Source organism: Sulfurimonas sp., from assembly GCF_050296975.1.
In the GTDB taxonomy this organism is placed as follows: domain Bacteria; phylum Campylobacterota; class Campylobacteria; order Campylobacterales; family Sulfurimonadaceae; genus Sulfurimonas.
Genome location: NZ_JBNKRX010000015.1, coordinates 1 through 17,551, shown reverse-complemented (window position 1 = coordinate 17,551; position 17,551 = coordinate 1). Strand labels below are relative to the sequence as shown.

The 17,551-nt window shown below is 35.0% G+C and carries 17 protein-coding genes; 14 read left to right on the top strand and 3 right to left on the bottom strand.

What is annotated here, in order from left to right; all coding sequences use genetic code 11:
* Nucleotides 1-186: 186 nt before the first annotated feature.
* The 10 genes from ACQY56_RS04775 (at nt 187) to rplS (ending at nt 6,547) form a co-directional block, all read left to right on the top strand.
* The gene (locus tag ACQY56_RS04775; RefSeq protein ID WP_428738078.1) at nt 187-921 is read left to right on the top strand and encodes a pseudouridine synthase family protein; all 735 of its coding nucleotides are present in this window, start codon (nt 187-189) and stop codon (nt 919-921) included.
* The gene (locus ACQY56_RS04770; RefSeq protein ID WP_428738077.1) at nt 914-1,858 is read left to right on the top strand and encodes a DUF429 domain-containing protein; all 945 of its coding nucleotides are present in this window, start codon (nt 914-916) and stop codon (nt 1,856-1,858) included. The genes ACQY56_RS04775 and ACQY56_RS04770 overlap by 8 nt, the downstream gene beginning before the upstream one ends.
* On the top strand, nt 1,851-2,306 hold the full coding sequence (locus ACQY56_RS04765; protein WP_428738076.1) for a YaiI/YqxD family protein: 456 nt from the start codon (nt 1,851-1,853) through the stop codon (nt 2,304-2,306). The genes ACQY56_RS04770 and ACQY56_RS04765 overlap by 8 nt, the downstream gene beginning before the upstream one ends.
* Nucleotides 2,303-2,818, top strand: a complete 516-nt coding sequence (locus ACQY56_RS04760; protein ID WP_428738075.1) for a YgjP-like metallopeptidase domain-containing protein — start codon at nt 2,303-2,305, stop codon at nt 2,816-2,818. The genes ACQY56_RS04765 and ACQY56_RS04760 overlap by 4 nt, the downstream gene beginning before the upstream one ends.
* A 63-nt stretch (nt 2,819-2,881) precedes the next feature.
* Nucleotides 2,882-4,246, top strand: a complete 1,365-nt coding sequence (gene ffh, locus ACQY56_RS04755) for a signal recognition particle protein (RefSeq protein WP_428738074.1) — start codon at nt 2,882-2,884, stop codon at nt 4,244-4,246.
* Between the two features lie 258 nt (nt 4,247-4,504).
* Nucleotides 4,505-4,732 carry a 30S ribosomal protein S16 gene (gene rpsP, locus ACQY56_RS04750; protein WP_193113209.1) on the top strand — a complete coding sequence of 76 codons (228 nt, stop codon included), beginning with the start codon at nt 4,505-4,507 and terminating at the stop codon, nt 4,730-4,732.
* Between the two features lie 2 nt (nt 4,733-4,734).
* Nucleotides 4,735-4,974 (top strand): KH domain-containing protein, encoded by a 240-nt coding sequence (locus tag ACQY56_RS04745; protein WP_428738073.1) that lies wholly within the window; start codon nt 4,735-4,737, stop codon nt 4,972-4,974.
* Nucleotides 4,967-5,494: a ribosome maturation factor RimM gene (gene rimM, locus ACQY56_RS04740; protein ID WP_428738072.1), complete on the top strand. Its 528-nt coding sequence runs from the start codon at nt 4,967-4,969 to the stop codon at nt 5,492-5,494. The genes ACQY56_RS04745 and rimM overlap by 8 nt, the downstream gene beginning before the upstream one ends.
* Nucleotides 5,494-6,198 carry a tRNA (guanosine(37)-N1)-methyltransferase TrmD gene (gene trmD / locus ACQY56_RS04735; protein ID WP_428738071.1) on the top strand — a complete coding sequence of 235 codons (705 nt, stop codon included), beginning with the start codon at nt 5,494-5,496 and terminating at the stop codon, nt 6,196-6,198. Before rimM ends, trmD begins: the two co-directional genes overlap by 1 nt.
* Nucleotides 6,188-6,547 carry a 50S ribosomal protein L19 gene (gene rplS, locus ACQY56_RS04730; RefSeq protein WP_428738070.1) on the top strand — a complete coding sequence of 120 codons (360 nt, stop codon included), beginning with the start codon at nt 6,188-6,190 and terminating at the stop codon, nt 6,545-6,547. Before trmD ends, rplS begins: the two co-directional genes overlap by 11 nt.
* Nucleotides 6,548-6,568: 21 nt before the next feature.
* Here rplS and ACQY56_RS04725 read toward each other — a convergent pair whose 3' ends face one another.
* The 3 genes from ACQY56_RS04725 to ACQY56_RS04715 are packed head-to-tail and all read right to left on the bottom strand — an operon-like array spanning nt 6,569 to nt 13,345.
* Nucleotides 6,569-7,462, bottom strand: coding sequence for a transglutaminase family protein (locus ACQY56_RS04725; protein WP_428738069.1), 894 nt, complete (start codon nt 7,460-7,462; stop codon nt 6,569-6,571).
* A 4-nt stretch (nt 7,463-7,466) separates the two neighbouring features.
* Nucleotides 7,467-9,959, bottom strand: a complete 2,493-nt coding sequence (locus ACQY56_RS04720; RefSeq protein ID WP_428738068.1) for a circularly permuted type 2 ATP-grasp protein — start codon at nt 9,957-9,959, stop codon at nt 7,467-7,469.
* On the bottom strand, nt 9,947-13,345 hold the full coding sequence (locus ACQY56_RS04715; RefSeq protein WP_428738067.1) for a DUF2126 domain-containing protein: 3,399 nt from the start codon (nt 13,343-13,345) through the stop codon (nt 9,947-9,949). Before ACQY56_RS04715 ends, ACQY56_RS04720 begins: the two co-directional genes overlap by 13 nt.
* A 143-nt stretch (nt 13,346-13,488) precedes the next feature.
* Here ACQY56_RS04715 and ACQY56_RS04710 point away from each other — a divergent pair, with 143 nt between their 5' ends.
* The 4 genes from ACQY56_RS04710 to ACQY56_RS04695 are packed head-to-tail and all read left to right on the top strand — an operon-like array spanning nt 13,489 to nt 17,380.
* Entirely contained in the window at nt 13,489-14,853 is a 1,365-nt protein-coding gene (locus tag ACQY56_RS04710; RefSeq protein WP_428738066.1) for a circularly permuted type 2 ATP-grasp protein, read from the top strand.
* Between the two features lie 3 nt (nt 14,854-14,856).
* Nucleotides 14,857-15,519 (top strand): alpha-E domain-containing protein, encoded by a 663-nt coding sequence (locus ACQY56_RS04705; protein WP_428738065.1) that lies wholly within the window; start codon nt 14,857-14,859, stop codon nt 15,517-15,519.
* On the top strand, nt 15,520-16,461 hold the full coding sequence (locus ACQY56_RS04700; RefSeq protein ID WP_428738064.1) for a M14 family metallopeptidase: 942 nt from the start codon (nt 15,520-15,522) through the stop codon (nt 16,459-16,461).
* Entirely contained in the window at nt 16,454-17,380 is a 927-nt protein-coding gene (locus ACQY56_RS04695; protein ID WP_428738063.1) for a M14 family metallopeptidase, read from the top strand. Before ACQY56_RS04700 ends, ACQY56_RS04695 begins: the two co-directional genes overlap by 8 nt.
* Nucleotides 17,381-17,551 lie beyond the last annotated feature (171 nt).

Sequence of the window (17,551 nt, the reverse complement as noted above, 5' to 3'; positions counted from 1 at the left end):
ATGCAAGATTGCCTCTTTTTATGCTTCCCGTAGGGCAAAAAGATAAACTGCTTTACTCTGCGTTAGATAACCTTCAGCATAGCTCACTATGCTAAAGAACATCTGCCTTGATTAAATTGTTTCTCTTTTTGCTCATACTTTATATAGTTTTGCAAGAAGTCTAAAAAATCAAGGAGATCAAAAATAATGGCAACTGAAAAAGCATATAAATTATTAGCGCAACAAGAAGGGATTTCAAATTCACAAGCGAAGTCGATGATCGATCGTGGACTTGTATATGTTGGAAATAAAAAAGTGATGATCGCACGTGGGGATATTGATGTAAAAACGATCTTCCGTGTTCAAAAAGTGGAAAAGCCAAATATCATTTTTCAAAATAGCGATCTTATAGTGGTAGATAAACCTGCTTTTGTAAACTCTGATGAGATAGAGCGTCAGTTTAAAGGGGCACAGCTTTTACATAGACTTGATCGTGAAACAAGTGGTGTTTTAATGCTTGTAACAAATGAAGAATTTCGTGAAAAAGCGATCAAAGAGTTCGCAAAAGATAGAGTTTACAAAGAATATATCGCTTGGCTTGAGGGAACTATGGCAGAACCTATAACAGTAGATAAGCCGATCATGACACAAAAGAAAAATAACAAAGCATACTCAAATGTAACTCCAAAAGGAAAACCTGCAATTAGCGAGTTTTATCCTGAAGAGGTAAGTGCTAAGAAAACAAAAGCAAAAATTATTATCCATCATGGACGTACACATCAGATCCGTGTCCATGCAAGGTATATAGAGCATCCAATAATTGGAGATGAGCAATATGGTGGTCGCCGCGCAAAACGCGTGATGCTTCATGCGCATAAAGTTAAACTGCTCGGTATGGAATTTGTTTCACCTGAGCCAAAGGCTTTTATCCACTTTGAATAGTCTCTATATTGGGATAGACTTAGCTTGGGGCGAAAAAAACTACTCAGGCTTTTGCGTCTCAAAAAAAGATGGTAATAAGCTCAAAATTTTAGAGCTCAAACTCTTAAAGTCGATCGATGAGATACTTCAAGAGATTTTAAAATATAACGAACACAAGATCTATGTCGGAGTAGACGCCCCGCTTGTTGTTCCAAATGAAGAGGGCAACAGAGAGATCGAAAAAGAGTTCAACAAGGACTTTGCAAAATACAAGATCTCAATGCTTCCGGCAAATAAAAAACTACTTAGTAAATACTCTCCAAAAATTAGAAGCATTGAACTCTATGAGCGTTTGAGCACAGAGGGATTTGTACGCGATTATCAAAATGATCGAGTGGTTTTTGAAGTGTATACCCACTCTACGATCGCTATGTGCTTTCACAACCACTGCATCCTTCCATATAAAAGAAAAAAAGGGCGAAATACAGAGTTTATAAAAGAGCAACTGCAAACGTATCAAAACTATCTTCTCAAAGAGTTTAAAACGCATGAGCTTTTAAAACAAGATTTAGAGCAATTAAAAGGGCAAAAAGTAAAAGATTATGAAGATATGTTAGATGCACTCACTTGTGCTTATAGCATCTGGTATTGTCAAAACAATGATGCTGCTTTTTATAAAGTAGACGGCGTAAATACTTTTGTTACCCCGATCAGCAAATGGAAAGTGTATATATTAGAGTGTAATGATGGAACGCTTTACACAGGAATCGCAACAGATTTAGAACGTCGTGTTTGGGAACACAATAACTCTGATAAAGGTGCAAAGTATACAAAAGTGAGACGTCCTGTAAAACTTGTGTACTATGAAAACTGCGCTGATCGAGTGGATGCTAGTAAAAGGGAATATGCTATTAAACACCTAAGCAGGGCAGAGAAATTGGAGCTTATTAATGTTTAAAATATATGTCGACGGAGATGCTTTTCCAAATTTACTCAAACCTATACTCTTAAAGCAGATCGAACGTTTGCAAATACAAACTATAGTAGTAGCGAACAAAAAGATAAATATAGGCGATTCAAAATTGGTGGAGTATTTGATCGTGGAGGCCGGAGCAGATGAGGCTGATCATAAAATTGTGGAGATGCTAGAGGAAGGTGATCTAGTGATTACAGCAGATATTCCCTTAGCTGATCGTGTAATATCTAAAGATGCACATGCCATAGATCACAGAGGTGAGTTGTATAGTGTCGATAATATTAAACAATACCTTGCAATGAGAAACTTGATGGAGAAGATTCGTGAAAGTGGAGAGATGACAAAAGGACCAAAACCGTTTTCTTCCAAAGATTCCCAGCTGTTTGCAAACCAGCTCAATGCTTTTTTAACGAAATATACGAAACAATGAAAAAATTAAAATATATTAGTCATTACCCTCAAGCAGTGCAACAGCAAGTTCAAGCTTTAATTGAAGCCAATAAACTAGAACAATATCTTCTAAATAAATACCCTCTGTCACATAATTATACAAATGATAAAAGCTTATTTATGTATGTACAAGATATGAAAAATGAGTATATGAAAAAAACGGCGCCACTTTCAAAAGCAGTGTATGACGGAAAAATAAATGTTATCCATAACGCTTTGGGAACGCACCATTTTATCTCCCGCGTGCAAGGGGGAAAACTCAAAGCAAAAAATGAGATACGAGTAGCTTCTTTATTTAAAAATACACCCGAAGAATTTTTACAGATGATAGTTGTTCATGAGTTGGCTCACTTTAAAGAGAAAGAGCATAATAAGGCTTTTTATAAACTATGTGAACATATGTTTCGTGAATACCATCAAGTCGAGTTTGATCTAAGAGTGTATCTCACACACATTGAACTTGAAGGTAAAATTGCTTCTTGGAATCAATAAGCAAACAAAAAGCCCTCCTTTGATATAATCGCAAAAAATTTACTTAACCACAAGGTAATTATAATGTTTGGTACTTTAACAGATAGTTTTACAAATGCAATAAAAAAGATTCGCTTTCATGATGATGAAAAAGCCTTAACAAAAGCGTTAAATGAGCTTAAAAAGTCACTACTTAAAGCGGATGTAAACCATAAAGTTGTTAAAGATCTTATATCGAATGTTGAGTATTCTACAAAAGCAAAAGGGATCGGAAAAGATCAATTTCTTGAGGCACTTCGCGAAACATTAACTGCACTTTTAGAAGTTGGTGGGAACAAAGGTTTTGTATTTGCTCCAAATCCTCCGACTGTTATTTTGATGACTGGTTTGCAAGGTTCAGGTAAAACGACAACTACGGGTAAACTAGCAAACTATCTTAAAAACAAAAAGAAAAAAGTTCTTATCGTTGCAGCCGACTTACAGCGTTTAGCAGCGGTTGAACAGTTACGTCAGATCACAGCACAGATCGAAGTTGAATTGTATGAAGACGAGGCTACAAAAAATCCTGTTGAGGTAGTAAAGTCAGCTCTTGAGTATGCAAACTCTAAAATCTATGATGTTGTTTTAATAGATACAGCCGGACGTTTAGCTATCGATGATGAGTTGATGGAAGAGCTACAAAATGTTAAAAAAGTGGCAAATCCTGATGAGATTTTTTATGTAGCAGATTCTTTAACTGGTCAAGATGCAGTAAGAACAGCAACTACGTTTAAAGAGAAGATAGGAATTGATGGAGTAATCCTTTCAAAATATGATGGTGACTCTAAAGGTGGTGTAGCACTTGGACTTTCATCTCAGGTAGAAGTACCCTTAAGATTTATTGGTCTTGGTGAGAAGATGGAGGACTTGGAAGTTTTCCTTCCAGAGCGTATAGTAAATCGTTTAATGGGGCTTGGAGATATCGAAGGTCTTGCTGAAAAAACTGCGAGTGTGATCGATGAGAAACAAGCAAAACATCTAACGAAAAAGATCCAAAAAGGGAAGTTCAATTTTAATGACTTCATTGAGCAGATGGAATCTATGAAAAAAATGGGTTCAATGAGTTCGATCATGGGTATGCTTCCGGGTATGGGGAATCTCTCAAAAGCGATGAAAGACTTTGATTTTGACAACTCTAGTGAGCTTAAAAACATCCGCTCAATGGTTAACTCTATGACAAAAAAAGAGCGTGAAGATCCAGATCTACTAAACAACTCTAGAAAACAAAGAATTGCTACGGGTTGTGGTTTAACTATAGTAGAAGTAAACCGTATGATAAAGCAGTTTAAAAACGCTGGAAAAATGGCAAAAAAATTCTCCGGTAAAAATGGTATGAAACAGCTTCAGTCTATGATGGGACAGATGGGTGGCCCTGGTGGAATGGGTGGTTTAGGCGGTATGCCTAGATAAATTTAGGGGATTTGCTTTTTTGTAAAAAGTTAGCTATAATTCCAGTTCAAAAAATTTTCTTAAACAATACCTCTGTGATAAGAAAGTTTGTAACCAACTTACTGGTTAAATGTGTACATCCAACTATAGAGATGATAAAGAGGGAAGAACTTACTATTACAATGTAAAAGGCACCTTAGCCTGCTTCCCCCAAAAAACATCACATAGCTTGTACAGATTTAACCAGTAACTAGGTAAAAAAACAAAACAGGAACATAAATGACAGTAATTAGACTTACTCGTATGGGAAGAAAGAAAAGACCATTTTACCGTATCGCGGTAACAGATAGCCGTAAACGTAGAGATGGTGGTTGGATCGAATTAATTGGACACTACAATCCAATGAACGAAGAGAAAACTCTAGTAGTTGATAATGAAAGATTAGATTACTGGTTAAGCGTTGGTGCTAAAATGAGTGATCGCGTTAAAAAGATCACTGGTAGATAATCATGATAGTTGATTTTGTCGCACAATTTGCAAAACTTATAGCTTCACACCCTGAAGATGTAAGAGTAGAAGTGATTGAAGGCGATGAAGTAACAGAGATAGTTTTATACGCAAATCAAGCTGATATCGGTAAACTTATTGGTAAAAGCGGAAAAATGATTGGTGCTATTAAAACTGTAATATCTGGCTGTAAAGCTAAAGATGGTGTGAGTTACAGAATAAATGTCGAGCCAATTGAATAAATTACTTCAAATTGCTACATTAGGCAAAACTGTCGGGATCAAAGGGGATATGAAGTTACATATCCAAAGCGATTTCCCAGAGCAGTTTGTAGATGGAGCTAGTTTTTTAATCAATAAAAACGACAGAGTTATTTTAAGTGATGTAGATTTAGATAGAGGGCTTGTTAAAGTAAACAACATTAACAATCCTGAAGATGCTAAAAGATTTACAAACGCAAAACTTTATACAACGTATGAAGAGACAAGAAAAAACTGTCATCTCCAAGAGGGTGAATACTTTTTCTTTGATCTGGAAGATTGTGAAGTTTTTGAAGATGGAAAACTTTTAGGAAAAGTTCATGAGGTTGAACGTCTAAATATTACAAACTATTTAGTAGTTAACACCGATGAGTCTTTGGTAAAAGAGGGTTTTTCAAAAAGGTTTTTAATCCCTTTTGTCAAACCGTTTAAAAAAGATGTAGATGTAGATAAAAAGATCATCACTGTAAGTGGTGCACTGGATATTTTAGAAGCGTCATAATGACTTTTACCTTTGTTACTCTTTTTTCAAACCTGATCGAGGGCTATTTTAGTGACTCGATCTTAAAAAGAGCGATCGAGCAAAAGATTTTAGATATAAAGTATCTAAATCCAAGAGATTACTCTAAAAGTAAACATCTAAAAGTAGATGACACGGCAGTTGGTGGTGGAGCTGGGATGGTAATGAATCCTCAGCCACTTTTTGACTGTTTGGATGATCTACGTAAAAAAGATGAAAATGTTCATATAGTTTTTTTAACTCCAGTTGCTAAACCTTTTGTGCAAAACGATGCAAAAAGATTAGCAAAAAAATCACATGTAGCGTTTGTGAGTGGACGCTATGAAGGGATTGACGAGAGGGTTATTGAAAAGTATGCCGATGAAGTTTTTAGCATAGGCGATTACATCTTAACTGGAGGGGAATTAGCCTCTTTGGTTATTTGTGATGCTACTGCTAGAAATGTTGAGGGTGTACTTGGAAATAGCGAATCACTTGAAATGGAGAGTTTTGAGAGTGAATTGCTAGAAGCACCAAGCTTCTCAAAACCGCAGACATATGAGCAAATAAGTGTTCCATCAGAATACTTAAAGGGAAATCATAGTAGAATTCGCTCACTAAAATTTACCTTGTCTGAAGCTAAGACCAAATTTTTCAGACCAGGCGAGCTGTTAAAGCATAAAACAAGGAAATCTTATGAGAAATAAGTACATTGAAAACTTTGAAAAAGCACAAATCGCTGACAAACAAATTCCAGATTTTCGTGCTGGTGATACTGTTCGTTTAGCAGTAACTATTAAAGAGGGAGACAAAACTCGTGTTCAAGCATACGAAGGTGTATGTATTGCAAGACGTGGTCAAGGTACAGGTGAAACTGTAACTGTACGTAAAATTGGAGCAAATGGTGTAGGTATTGAGAGAATTTTCCCAATCTATACTGACTCTATCAACGAGATCAAAGTTATCCGTCGCGGTCGTGTTCGTCGTGCGAAACTTTTCTACTTACGTAACTTAGCTGGTAAAGCTGCACGTATTAAAGAGCTTAGAAGAAAATAATTCTTCTAACTCCCACACTTTTTATTCAACTTCTCTAACATCAACCCTAACATTTAACACAGAGTTTCCACTTCCATGTACAACACCTTTAAGCGGTGTAATGTCATTATAGTCCCTACCATATCCTAGCAGTATGTACTCTTCATTAGGCAGTTTATTGTTAGTTGGATCAAAATCAACCCAGCCATACTCCCCTAGGTATACACTAAACCAAGCATGACTTGCATCTGCACCAAAGAGTTTTTCTTTTCCCTCAGGTGGCAGTGTTTGAATATATCCGCTTACATATCTTGTTGGAATCCCTAGTGCACGAAGTGCTGAGATAGCAAGTGAGGCAAAATCTTGACACACCCCCTTTTTTTGTTCAAATATTGTAGAGATTGGAGTAGAGATGTCACTAAAACCACTTACAAATTCAAAGTCTTCAAAAATTCTTTGCATAAAATCTTTGACTGCGAGATAAAGATTTGTGTGTTCTGTAAATGAGAGTTTTGCATACTTTAGTATCTGTTCATTAGGGTAGTTTATAAGCTCTGATGGAAACAAAAACTGTTTGACAAAAAGGACATTTGGCTCAAAAGAGGTTTGAAGGTGTTCTTGAAGTTGCTTTAAAGTGATCTTTATATTCTCATACGATGCAAGTTTGTTTTTGATTTTTTCTTCATCTATGGTAACTATGCTATTTGCAGTCACGTAAAGTTTTTCGTGAAACTCTTTTATAAAAATATTTACCGTAGTATTTCCAAAATAGTCTGTGTACTCTGAGATATTTTGTGTAGTTGGCTCTACGGTTAAGTTATACTCAACAAGTGTTTGTAGATCATTGGTAGCTGGTTTTAGTTTCGCAAGATTGTGACTAAAAGATACCGATGAACTGTATTTAAAAGCTGTTTCGTGAAAAATTTTATACTGCATTGTCTTATTCGTAATAGTGTGAAAAATAATTTTTTGTAAATTCATCTGAGAATTTGATTAGTGAAGATGTGATCTCGCTTAAAAAGGAATCGAGCTCACAATAAATATACTCATCATCACAACCTACTAAGAGAGTTTCTTGTTTTACAGATTGTAGTTTTGTGTAGATCTCGTACATATATTTTTCACTGCCATCAATTCTGGATTTTATATTTTCTTCTTGGGCTATAGACTCTAGAAGGTTAATAATTGAGCGTATTATACTCAATAATGATTTTGGATAATTTTTTTGAAAGAGTAAAAAGTCCACCATTCGCTCGATCGTAATATTACTTTTGTATAGAGATTTATAAGTTTTAAATCCTTCATAAGAGTGTAAAAGAAACTGTAGTAACTCATACTCTATATGTTTTTTATGTTTTAAGGTCATTAAAGAGCGTATTTTAGAGATAAACAAAATGGCCATTTCAAGTTTTGAACCAATTTCATAAAAGATCAAACCTTGTTCTTGTGAAATACTCTCTTGGATCAATTCTTTGTAAGCGCTGAGATAAATTAAAAGATCATCTAATGCTTCTGCATGTTCAGTATAGTTGGTTTTTTTTGAGTTTGAATGGTTAAACCAATTTGACTCTAGCTTATCAAAAACTTTTGAACACTCGTTTGAGAGTAAACTTTTAATATTGATATTGACATTTTCAAGCATTGAGAGGGTAAAAGGTAAACTTCCCATTCTGTAGTTGTCTTTTAAAATACTGTTTAATTCTTTGCTTACATTTACTTTTTCATTTAAAAACCCAGGGTAGGTCATTGTCAGGTGTGTAAGTGCTTTTGCATAAAGATCAAGGGAGTATATAATTGCATTTATATTTTCAGATCTGTGATTATTCATAAGGTATTTGAGATACAAACGAATAGTCCGAGCTGTAATAATAGAGCGTTGTAGATAACGCCCAAGCCAAAAAATATTTTCTGCTTTTTTGGTAGTTAAAGAAGCTATAGAAAATTCATTATAAGAGATAAGATCATTTGAGATTGGTGATACCATAGGTTCATCTGTATCGGTTAAAATCCATAAATCTTTACTTCCGCCACCTTTTTGATTTGAAACTATGTAGGTATCTTTTTCAGAAGATATTCGTACAAGTCCGCCATTCATTACATGGTACTCTTCATTATTTTTATAGCAAAAAAGACGGAGTGAATTTTTTCTTGCTTCTATGTTTTTCCCAACCAATGAAGGTGTAGTAGAAAACTCTATTTTTTCTTGTGCAATAAACATATATGGATTTTTTTCTATTTTTGATTTTAAAACAGCTTTTTGAGCTGGATTGAGTTGTGAACATACATAAATATTTTGAGGGATAGTTTTATCTACAGATTTTATAATCAGCTCATCAAGATGTTCAAAAACATAATTTTTTTCTTTCTCCTGACCACACCACCATGTCGCAATTTGAGGGATGAGTAGTGGTTCATTTAAGAAATATTCGCAAATATTGTTCATAAAAGGATTCAGGGCTGGATTTTCTAAAATACCGATTCCGATCGGATTGATCATGACAACATTCTCTTGTCTAAGAACATCCAATAGACCTGGCACCCCAAGTTGTGAATCGTTTTTTAACTCTAATGGATCGCAGAATTTATCATCGACACGGCGTATTACTATGTCTATTTTTTTCAATCCTGTTAGGTTTTTAAGGTATAAGTTGGCATCTTTAACCAGTAGATCCTCACCTTGAACAAGCTCACAATTTAAAATAGATGAAAGATAAGATTGCTCAAAATAAGTTTCATTGTATGGTCCAGGGGAGAGCATAACTATAAAAGGGTCTAAAGAGTTTGAACGCTCCAAAAGAGTTTGTTTGAAACCTTCTATAAATTGAGCAATTCTATGGATTTTTATGTTTTGAATGAGGTCTTTGTTGACGCTATTGAGTGTGAGTCTATTCTCAATTGCATATCCTAAACCTGATGGAGATTCTACTTTGTCCGAGATGATCCAAAATTTTCCATCAGGTCCGCGACTTACATCAATACCGTAGTAATGGAGTTGAAAATAGTTTTGATTAAAGTTTTGCACTTCTCTTATAAAATGGGGATCGAGATAAAATATCTCTGCTGGAATGATCCCCTCTTGTAAAAGTTTTTGTTCCCTGTAGATATCTTTAAAAATGAGATCTAATAACTTAGCTCTTTGGATGATCCCCTCTTTTAAAGAACACCACTCGTCATTTTTTAAAATAAAAGGGATCGGATCAAGATTCCACTTTCTTCGTGTCTGCTTGTCAGTATAGATATTGTAGGTAACACCATTCTCTTTTAACTGCCAATCGATCTCAAACTGCTTTTGAGATAACCCTTTTTCATTTAAAGAGTGAATATGAGACGCAAGAGTACCCCAGTGCTCTTTGATAGTTCCATCTTCATAAAACATCTCATCGTAAGAGCCAATTTGGTAATCTTCAAAGTGTTTAAGAGCTATTTTATCCACCTTTGTCTCATATCTAGTGTATGAGGATACTCATTGTTTTTTGGAAGTCTATACACTTGTAGCTTAGATTTTCCCTTGATCTCTTTAATTTGTCTTGGAGATTTTTCTTCAATGCTGAGTTCTTTAACCTCGTTTGTAGATGTTTTTACGATACTAACTTCTTGATTAAGTGGTGCTCTTTTTACAAACTCCACTTCCCCTTGTGAAGAGTTGAAATCCCAGTATCTGTTTATTCTTCTTGATTCTGCCTCGTAAGAGTTTACTGGGAATGTATCGTAACTTCTTCCACCAGGATGAGAAACAAAGTAATTAAATCCACCTAAACTGCGTAAATTCCATGTATCGATCACATCAAATGTAAGTGGAGTATCAACACCAATAGTTGGATGCAATGCTGACCAAGGCTGCCATGCTTTATAGCGTACCCCTGATACATACTCCCCATGAGTTGCAGTCTCTTGCAGGGGGATTTCAACACCGTTACATGTAACAATATAGCGATCTTTTATAAAGTTATTTACTTTGATCTGTAATCTCTCAACTGAAGAGTCTACATAACGAGAAGTCCCTTGTGAAGAGCTCTCTTCCCCTAAGACGTGCCAAGGCTCAATTGCCGCTCTGATCTCAAAGTCCATCCCTTCAATTTTTGCCATTCCATAAAGTGGAAATCTAAACTCAAAAAACGGATCGAACCAGTCAAGTTCAAAAGCATACCCTGCATCGTTTAAATATTCAACAACCGATTTTATATCCTCTTTTACATAATGTTCTAAAAGGAACTGATCGTGTAATCTTGTTCCCCAACGAATCAGTTTATGTTGGTATGGTTTTTTCCAAAATGCACTTACTAATGCACGAACTAACAACATCTGAAGCAGTGCCATCTCTTTATGTGGAGGCATATCAAAACCACGTAACTCTAAAATACCTAAACGACCACTGCTGCTATCTGGCGAGTAGAGTTTATCTATACAAAATTCACTTCTGTGTGTGTTACCGGTTAAGTCGGTTAGCAGATTTCTAAAGAGTCTGTCTGTCAACCAGTATGGTACCTCTCCGTTTTCAGGGATTTGTGAAAATGCGATCTCCAACTCATAAAGATTTTCAGCACGCCCCTCATCAACACGTGGAGCTTGTGAAGTTGGACCGATGAACGCTCCACTAAAAAGGTACGACAAACCTGGATGGTGCTGCCAGAAAGTGATCAAAGATTGTAGCAGTCTTGGATCACGTAAAAGCGGTGAATTAGCTGGATCCATTGCCCCAATAGTTACATGGTTGCCTCCACCAGTACCTGTGTGTTTTCCATCAACCATAAACTTCTCAGTCCCAAGACGTGAGAGTCTTGCATCTTCATAAAGAGTATCGATATTATGGTTTAACTCTTTCCAAGAACTAGATGGATGGATGTTTACTTCAATAACACCTGGATCAGGAGTTACTTTAATACGTTCAGTTCTATTATCTTGTGGTGGCTCATACCCTTCTAAAACAACTTTTAGATCAAGTGTTTTTGCTGTTGCTTCGATCGAGGCAATAAGATCTAAAAACATCTCTGTTGAATTGATCGGAGGTAAGAAAATACAGAGTTTTCCATCACGTATTTCAACACCAATAGCAGTTTTAACATACTCTAAATAAGTTGTGTTTTTTGCAACTGTAGATTTTCTTTTTCTTGCACGTTTTTTGACAGGCGAGATATAATCCCCTAAAGCTGGGGCTGCCGCAAAAAGATCAGGTTCAAAACTCTCCTCAATCTCAACATGCGGTTTATGCAATAACGACTCCAGCGGAAGACGAAGACCAATAGGAGCATTTCCTGGAGTTAAGAAAAGTTTTCCCCGTCTAAATTCCCACTTTGATGTGATCCATTTTGTAGCTCCAAAGTTAAGCGGTAAAATGTAACCCACTTCATTGTTAAGTCCATGTGCGAGTTTTTGGGCAATTGTTTTTCGCTCTAATGAGTCTTTTAGATCATATTCCATTACATCAATATCGAGCGGCATAGATGCCTCTTTCATAATGTAATAAACTGGATCTTCATACGCTGGAACAATATTTTGATCACTAACACCTAATGTTAAAGCTAAGCGAGATAAAAATTTTTGTGCATCTTCATTTGTATACGAGTAAGTTTGATTCATATCTGCTAAGAGTTCAGGATTTTCCCAAACAGGCTTTTCATCTTTTCTCCAAAAGATAGTTGTTTGCCAACGTGGAAGCGGTTCACCTGGATACCATTTTCCTTGGGCATGGTGTAGTAGACCGCCATTTGTAAAAGATTTTAAAAGTTTTCTTGAGTAGTTATTTGCAAGTTCACGTTTATGTTCCCCATCAGCAGCATTATTCCACTGATCAGATTCCATATCGTCAATACTTACAAATGTTGGTTCTCCACCCATAGAAAGGCGCACATCATTTTTTTCTAAATCTTTATCTACCTTGAATCCAAGTTTATGGATAGCTTCCCACTGCTCTTTTCTATAAGGTTTTGTAACGCGAGGAGATTCAAAAATTCTTTTTACACTATTTTCATAGTCAAATTCTACTTCACACTTATCACTTGCACCCTCAATAGCATGAGCTGTATCGTAGTGCGGTGTACACGCTAGAGGTATATGCCCCTCTCCGGCAAAAAGCCCACTTGTCGCATCAAGTCCGATCCATCCAGCTCCTGGGATGTACACTTCTGTCCAAGCATGAAGGTCTGTAAAATCAGCTTCTGGACCGTTTGGGCCATCGAGCGATTCTATATCGGCTGTAAGTTGTACTAAATAACCTGAGACAAATCTACTTGCTAAGCCTAAGTTACGTAATACTTGAACAAATAGCCAAGCATAGTCCCTACAACTTCCAAGCTTTTTTCCTAAAGTGTATTCACATGTTTGCACACCAGGTTCTAGTCTTACCGTATAATTTAAATAGTTGTGAATTTTTTGATTGAGTGCTACTAAAAAGTCAATAATACTTACTTCACTTTTATCTATACTCTTTAAAAACTTTTTGAGTTTAGGTGTTTTTTTCTCTTTTTTCAAGTATGGCTTTAGCTCTTTTTTTACAGCTGGTGTATATTTAAAAGGGAAGTTTTGAGCAGATTCTTCAACAAAAAAGTCAAAAGGGTTGATCGTAACCATATTGGCAACAAGTTCAACATCAATGAAGAGCTTATCTGTTTTTTCTGGAAATACTACACGAGCGAGATAGTTTCCATAAGGATCTTGCTGCCAGTTAATAAAATGCTCTTTTGGCTCAATTTTTAAAGAGTAACTCTCTATAGGGGTTCTACTATGCGCAGCTGGGCGAAGTCTTATAATATGGGGACTTAAATTTACTTTTTTATCAAACTTATAATGTGTTTTATGTGTCAGTGCTACTTTTAATGCCATAGAGGTTCTCCCTTTTTTATATATTAAAATCTTATAATAATAAAATATCTCTAGCGATAAACATTTGTATAAAAATTATACACAAATATAGAATAACTAAGATATACTTTATGATAGAATTTTTTTGAACTTGGAGGTGATGAGTGATAGAAAAAGAAAATAAGTTATTAAATAACTTTTGGGAGATCTTTAACCAGCAAGATAGATTAAAGGTCAAAGAGTTCAAAAATTATATGGATAAATTTGCAGTAAATTTCAACTTATATAAAGATGGAAATTTTATAGAACGATCACTCCCTTTTGATTTGATCCCCCGTATCATGACAAAACAAGAGTTCGATGAATTAGAGCGTGGACTTGCTCAAAGAATCAAAGCACTCAACCTTTTTTTAGAAGATTTGTATACAGAGCAAAAAATCATCAAAGATAAGATCATACCTATGGAGTTTGTAGAACAAGCTGAAGGGTACTTAAAAGAGTTACAAGGGTTTTCACCAAATAAAAAACTTCGTACACATATAAATGGTATAGATTTAGTAAAAGATAGCGTTACAGATAAATGGATCATTTTAGAAGACAACCTAAGGGTTCCAAGTGGAGCGAGTTATCCACTTTCAATTAGAGATACATACAGAAAGATTTATCCAGAATTTTTTGAAAAATTAAAGATTCAACTTATTAAAGAGTATCCACAAATACTCAAAGAGGCTATGAATTATGTGAATTGTGGTGGTATCAATGTAGTTTTAACACCTGGACGATTTAACTCTGCATATTATGAACATAGTTATTTAGCACAAATGAGTGGTGCGTATTTAGTAAGAAACCATGAGCTCATTGTTAAGGATAAAAAAGTGTACTTTAAAAATTTTGATGGAAAACTTATAAAAGTAGGTGCAATTTACAGAAGACTTGATGATGAATTTTTAGACCCACAGTTTTTTAACCCTGAGAGTTTGATAGGTGTGCCTGGAATTATGGAAGCATACTTAGCTGGAAATGTAGCTATTATGAATGCCCCAGGAAATGGTGTCGCTGATGATAAAGGGATCTACTACTTTGTGCCACAGATGATCAAGTACTATCTTGGAGAAGAAGCTATTTTAGATAATGCACCTACATACCTACCTTATTTTGAAGAAGATCGAAAGTATGTATTTGAAAACCTTTCAAAACTAGTTATAAAAGATGTGGCTGAAGCTGGTGGTTATGGTGTTTTATTTGGAAATAAATTAACACAGAACGAGCTTGACGATCTTAAAAAAGCGATCGAGGCAGAACCAAGAAGATTTATAGCCCAAGAGGTTATAGAGTTTTATGATGAGAAATGTTTTATGGACAATGAGATCGTAGAGAGAAAAGCAGACTTTAGAGCCTATGTCATTATGGCAGAGGAGCCAAAAGTTTGGTCATGTGGTTTAACACGTTACGCTGTTGAAGCTGGAAACTATTTGGTGAATTCTTCACAAGGTGGAGGTTTTAAAGATACATGGGTAATTGGAGAGTAGGTTATGAATCATATACTAACAGCAAATGTAGCAAATAACCTTTATTGGCTAGGGCGTCACTTAGAGCGAGTAGAAGCAACTCTATTAGAGATAAACAAAATATACGATCTCATTATCGATGTTGATTTTGATGCTGGGAAAGAGTTCTATACAAAAATAGGTTTAAATATAGAGTATAAAAATGCTTCCGATTTTTTACAAAAATCTATCTTAGGTACACATGAGGGAAATCTGAACCAAATTTTGAGTTATGCAAAAGAGAATGCAGTCATTTCAAGAAGTTACATTGAACTAGAGGCTTTTGGGTCTATCATTCAATTAGCAATGCTCTTTGAAGAAAAATCGAAAGAGGACTTTACAGTTGACTTTATTTTTATAGACGAGGTTCTTTCACTCATTAGTGAGATATGGGGTGAACTTACAAGAAAACTCAAAAGAAATGTAAATGATTATTTCCTTATTTTAGGAAAAAATGTTGAAAAAGTTGATTTTCACCTAAGACTTGGGAAAAATAAAGATTATGCAATGGTAATCATGGAAGAGGTAGATACAATAGTGTCTATTTTAGCGCCTGAAGCTACTTTTACACCACATGATGCATCGGAACCAGCAAGTGTAATTTTAGAATCAATGAACAATAAAATTCATAAAATTATTGAGTTTTAAATGGAAATAGAAGAGATTTTTTCTACAAATCTACCTGTAGGGGAAAAGTTTTCTATCAAAAAGGCAAGATTTTCTCCCACAAAGGAAATGAAAAATCAAAAACGGATTAGTATAGTTACAGGTATACATGGTGATGAGCTAGAAGGGCAATTTGTTGTATACCTTTTGGCTGATTGGTTAAATAACAACCAAGATAAAATAAGAGGGACTATAGATTTATACCCAGCTATTAACTCCTTAGGTATCGATTCTATTACACGCTCTTTTCCTGTGTATGAGGTTGATCTAAATCGTGCTTTTCCTGGAGATAAAACAAGTGTTTTACCTTCCCATGTTGTCTATGAAGTGTCACAAGATGTAAAAGGGAGTGATATAGCGATCGATATTCACTCTAGCAATATTTTTCTAAAAGAGATTCCACAGATTAGAATAAATAAACAATTTGCAGATACCATCCCTTTGGCAAAAGAGCTCAATTGTGATTTTATCTGGGTACATGATGCTGTAACTGTTCTAGAAGCCACATTCTCTCATACTATGAATCAATTGGGAACGAAAACATTAGTTGTTGAAATGGGTGTTGGTATGACACTTACACAAAAGTACGGGTATCAACTTTTAGATGGTATTTTAAACCTCATGAATAAAGAGGGAATTATTGAAACAGATGAGGTGTATGAGATACGTGAACCATTTACTTCTGAGATTGGCGATGTATATTTTTTAAATGCTGAGGCAAGTGGTTTGTTCATACAAGATATCAAACACTGTGCAGTGATCAATAAAGGGGATAAAATAGGGCAGATCGTCGATCCTTTAACTGGTGCACTAAAGTGTGAAGTGATAGCACCAAATAAAGGGATCCTTTTTACTCTACGTGAATTTCCTGTAGTTTATGAAGGCTCTTTACTTGCACGTATTTTTGGAGAAAAAGATGAATAAAATAGAGATCTTAAAATTAGATTCACTTAGTCGTGAACCTATGGTTGTAGAAGGGTTTTTATTTAAAGGAACTAATCCTGATGCTCCAAAGGTAGCAATTGTAGGTGCTATGCAAGGAGATGCATTACTTCCTCTTCATTGTTCCGCGTTATTAGTGAATTTTTTGCAAAATACAATAAAAGAAAGAAAAGTTTTAGGGGATATTTTGGTTATCCCATCAATAAATCATTATGCACTCAATATATCTGAAAAATTTTGGCCATTAGATAAAACAAACTTAAATATGATGTTTCCTGGTTATAATGAAGGTGAAACAACACAAAGAATAGCTGCAAAAGTTTTTGAAACTATTAAAGATTATGATTATGCTATTTCCTTAGAGATTAGTTCCGATCAATCTACATGTATCCCCCATATTGAACTTTTAAAAACTGGTTGGGAAGATTTAGAGGGAGCGAAACAATTTGGATTAAAAATAATTCACCATAAAGAAGTAGAATCAATTGATACAGTTACCTTACAATACAATTTACAATTATGGGAAACAAAAGCCTATTCATTAATTTGTCCAACATCACAACATATAGAACAAGCAATATCAAATCAAATAGTAGAAGCAATTATTCGATTTTTAGAGCGGAGTAAAGTCCTTCAATATAAAATTTTTAATGAATATGCTACAAATATACTCAAAAAAAGAGATATTAAAATAATCAAAGCACCAGAAAGTGGAATTTTTATCTCTCTAAAATCTCCAGGTGAATATGTTCATAAAGGGGATATACTTGGTGAAATTGCGAATGGATTAACTGGTGAAGTGATACATCATTTTAAAGCACGTTTTAGTGGAATGGTTATTACTGTGTTTAACAACGCTTTAGTACTTGAAAACTCTATAGTATATAGAATAGCAAAATAAAAGAAAAAAACTTTCAACCCATCACGAAAAGATTAAACGCATTTTAAGTTTAATTTCTCTATAATTCCCGTCCACAAACGAAGAGAGACTTCGAGTTGAAGTCAGAGAAGACGTTTGAGATCATTGAAAACTAAGCAAGCGGAAGCTTGAATAATACAAAAAACAACAACC